This window comes from Brachyspira sp. (assembly GCF_050873525.1).
Classification (GTDB): domain Bacteria; phylum Spirochaetota; class Brachyspiria; order Brachyspirales; family Brachyspiraceae; genus Brachyspira.
Window position 1 is genome coordinate 1 of sequence record NZ_JBNMIZ010000246.1, and the last position, 3,632, is coordinate 3,632.

Annotated in this window: 5 protein-coding genes; all 5 read right to left on the reverse strand. The window is 32.7% G+C overall.

Annotated features, from left to right (window positions below):
* Window positions 1-76: 76 nt before the first annotated feature.
* Complete coding sequence (locus ACR0QS_RS11980; RefSeq protein ID WP_432633685.1) at window positions 77-715, reverse strand: ribonuclease HII; 639 nt, start codon at window positions 713-715, stop codon at window positions 77-79.
* Window positions 716-736: 21 nt separating this feature from the next.
* Window positions 737-1,174: a hypothetical protein gene (locus ACR0QS_RS11985; protein WP_432633686.1), complete on the reverse strand. Its 438-nt coding sequence runs from the start codon at window positions 1,172-1,174 to the stop codon at window positions 737-739.
* A 314-nt stretch (window positions 1,175-1,488) separates the two neighbouring features.
* Window positions 1,489-2,319 carry an RnfABCDGE type electron transport complex subunit B gene (locus ACR0QS_RS11990; RefSeq protein WP_432633687.1) on the reverse strand — a complete coding sequence of 277 codons (831 nt, stop codon included), beginning with the start codon at window positions 2,317-2,319 and terminating at the stop codon, window positions 1,489-1,491.
* Between the two features lie 52 nt (window positions 2,320-2,371).
* Entirely contained in the window at window positions 2,372-2,950 is a 579-nt protein-coding gene (gene rsxA / locus ACR0QS_RS11995) for an electron transport complex subunit RsxA (RefSeq protein WP_432633688.1), read from the reverse strand.
* A 15-nt stretch (window positions 2,951-2,965) separates the two neighbouring features.
* On the reverse strand, window positions 2,966-3,632 hold a 667-nt coding region (gene rsxE, locus ACR0QS_RS12000; RefSeq protein WP_432633689.1), incomplete at its 5' end, for an electron transport complex subunit RsxE.

Below are 3,632 nucleotides of genomic sequence, written 5' to 3' on the forward strand. Positions count from 1 at the left end.
ATTATAGAATTGAAATATTTATTAATATTTATCATAAAATAATTAAAAAAGATTTTTAATTATTATCGTTTTTTTATTATTTATGATTATAAGATTTTATTGGCTCGAAAGTAAATCTATGTTTGTCGCTTGGACCGTATTTTTCTATCGCTTCAAGATGTTCTTTAGTTCCGTAGCCTTTATTTTTTGAGATTTTATATTTTTGATATTCTTCGGGCAAATTATTCATCATTTCGTCTCGGCTTACTTTCGCCAATATGCTCGCACAACCGATAGAATAGGATTTTGAGTCGCCTTTTATTATTGAAATTTGTTTTATATCAATATCAAGTTTCAAAGCATCTATAAAAAGTATATCGGGCTTGATTTTCAAATTTTCCACCGCTTTAATCATAGCTAATTTTGTGGCGTTTAAAATATTTATTTCATCTATTATTTTTTCGCTTACGGAATATATAGAATATACAATAGATTTTTCGATGATTTTTTTTGAAAGTTCTTTTCTTATTTTAGGCGATAGTTTTTTTGAATCTTCTATTCCTTCGATTATAATTTCGTTTTCATTATTATTAAAAGATAAAGATAAAGGCATTATTACGGCAGCGGCGGTAACGGGACCGAATAAACATCCTCGCCCGACTTCGTCTATTCCGCAAATATATTTATAACCAGATTTCAAATATTCTTTTTCGTATTTTAATTTGTCTATAATCATAATCAAGCATAATAAAAAATATCAAATAAAAAATATCGCTATTAGAACAGTCGCTATTATTCCGATTAATGAAAGCGAAACCACTAAAAAATCGTTTGAAATATCTTTTATATTTACATTTTCTTTAATATTTTTAGAATTATTTTTTTTCTTTGTTTTATTAAAATCGTTATAATTATTATCCAATATGATTTTAATTTTTTCGCCGAAATCTTTATTCTTTTTATCCTGCTCGTCTATTTTTTTAGCGACATATTCCATTAAAATTTCGTAAGTTTTATCGTATTTTCTGAATAAATTATTCGCGTTTCGCATCATTTCTTCATGGCTTTTATTTATGCTTTCTTTTAAGTCATTATTTTTTTGATTCTGTTCTTCAATTTTTTTGTCAATATTATTGTTATGTTCTTCCAATATTTCTTTTATTTCTTCGTTTATATTATTAGCCAATACCGACATGGATTTTCCTTAAAGTTTTTATGATTTATATTATAATGGTAAATAAAAAAATATCAAATATAATAATTTAAAAAATAACGGACAAATTTTTAATTTCAAATTTTTATTTTGTCATTACGAGGGCTAAAGCCCGAAGCAATCCAAAATAATAAAATTTATTTTTTGTGGATTACTTCAGTCGTTCGCTAAAAGCGGGCGGTAGCCAACTCCTTCGTAATGACGAATAATGCATTGTCATTGCGAGCTTTCGTAAGAAAGCGAAGCAATCTATAAAAATTTAGATTGCCTCACTCATTCACAATTACAAAATAAACTTAAACATTAACTACAGAATTTACTCTTTCATCGGTTATCGCTTTTGTAGGGCATTTCGCTATACTTTCGTCAGTGAGAGAATAATCTTCATAATTAACTATAGCAAGATAATTATCGATTTTCATTCCGCCTTCTTTTGTAGCTTTCACGCAAATGCTACATCCGATGCATGCTCTGTCGCAGGATTTTTTGGCTATAGGACCTTTATCTTTTGATTTGCAATAAACATGAAATTTTTGAGAAACGGGATGAATTTCTATGAGTTTTTGCGGGCAGGCTTTCACGCAGGCGTTACAAGAAACGCATTTATCTTCCACTATAATCGGTATTCCCGTCTCGCTTTTGATAATCGCTCCGAATTCGCAGGCTTTCATACAATCGTAAAAACCAACGCATCCGTAAGAACAGTCTCTATTTCCGCCCGACATAACGGCAGATACGCAAGTTTCCGCACCGTTATATATTTTATTCGTTTTAGCGATTCCTTTATGCCCATGACAGAAAATGTAGGCTCTCGTTCTTTCTTTTTGAGGAGGCGCTACTTTTCCCAAATAGTTTGCAACTTTTGAAGCCGTGTCAGCTCCTCCAACCGAACAACCGTCAACGGGAGCTTTTTCATCAACCAAAGCTTTTGCAAATTGAGTGCATCCGGGAAAACCGCATCCTCCGCAATTAGCCCCTGGCAAAATTTCTGTGAGTTCGGTTACTCTTTCGTCAACATCGACTCTAAACTTTTTTGAAGAGAATATTAATATAAGGGCGAGTATCAAAGTTATCAAAGCCGCCGATATAGAAGCAACCGCAATAGTAATAGTAGTAGCAGTAATCATAATCAAATATCCTTAATTTAAATTAAACCGTTTTTTATTTATCATAAATATTTTACTTAATGATTCCAGAGAATCCGTAAAATATTAAAGCCAGTATTCCCGCCGTAACAAAAGGCATAGCTGGACCTTTAAATGCTTCGGGTATATCCGCGGTCATTAGTCTCTCTCTTATGCTTGCCATTATAATGAGAGCCAATGTGAATCCGATTCCCGCGCCCAAAGCGAATACTATATTTTGTATAAAGTTATAATCATATAAAACTCCGAATACGGCTAAACCCAAAACGCAGCAGTTAGTAGTTATTAACGGAAGATAAATTCCCAAAGCCAAATATAAACTTTCGCTCGTTTTTCTAATTACTATTTCAACGAATTGAACCAAAGCCGCTATGACTATAATAAAAAGTATAGTTTGAAGAAATGCAATATTAAACGGAACTAAAATATATTTTTGAATCATCCAGCTAACCGCCGCCGTGAGAACCAAAACGAAAGTAACGGCAATTCCCATACTGATAGCCGAATCTAGTTTATTTGAAACTCCCAAAAACGGACAAATACCCAAAAATTTAGTCAATACAAAATTATTAACAAGCACTGTGGCAACGAATAAAACTATTAAATTTGTCATAATCAAACCTCCAATTTAAGCCTTTTGAGATTTTCTAGAGTCTATCGTTCTTTTTATGGCTATTAAAACCGCTAAAGTAAAGAAAGCTCCAGGCGCCATAATCATAACAACCCAAGGAGTAGTTATTTCGTTATAAGCGTTTAATAAAGATGGCAATGCGGATTCTATAAAACCTCTAACCGAACCGACTATATCAAAACCGAGCCAAGTTCCGTTTCCGAGTATTTCTCTAATCGAACTAAGCATTAATAAAGCCATAAAGAATCCGACTCCGTTTCCCAAAGCGTCCGCTATACTTGGAACTATTCCGTTTTTATTTGCAAACGCCTCTGCTCTTCCCAATATGATACAATTTACCGTTATCAAAGGAAGATAAGGACCCAAAGCCAGCGATAAAGTATAGAATTTCGCTTTCATTATAATTTCGGTTAATGTAACGAAAGCGGCTATAACTACAATGTATCCCATTATTCTAACTTCGTTTGCATAAGCTTTTTTCAAAATAGAAACCAAAGCCGAAGAACAAACTAAAACGAATATTGTGGCAGCTGACATTCCGATAGCGTTTTCCACGCTGCTCGTTACCGCCAAGCTGGGACACATACCAAGAATTTGCACGAAAGTAGGATTATTTTTCCATACTCCGTCTATAAATACTTCAGAATTTTTCATGATAATAAAC

Excerpts from the sequence above, each read along its gene's own strand:
- ACR0QS_RS11980 (WP_432633685.1), bottom strand. The coding sequence starts at position 715 with ATGATTATAGACAAATTAAAATACGAAAAAGAATATTTGAAATCTGGT.
- ACR0QS_RS11985 (WP_432633686.1), bottom strand. The coding sequence starts at position 1,174 with ATGTCGGTATTGGCTAATAATATAAACGAAGAAATAAAAGAAATATTG.
- ACR0QS_RS11990 (WP_432633687.1), bottom strand. The coding sequence starts at position 2,319 with ATGATTACTGCTACTACTATTACTATTGCGGTTGCTTCTATATCGGCG.
- rsxA (WP_432633688.1), bottom strand. The coding sequence starts at position 2,950 with ATGACAAATTTAATAGTTTTATTCGTTGCCACAGTGCTTGTTAATAAT.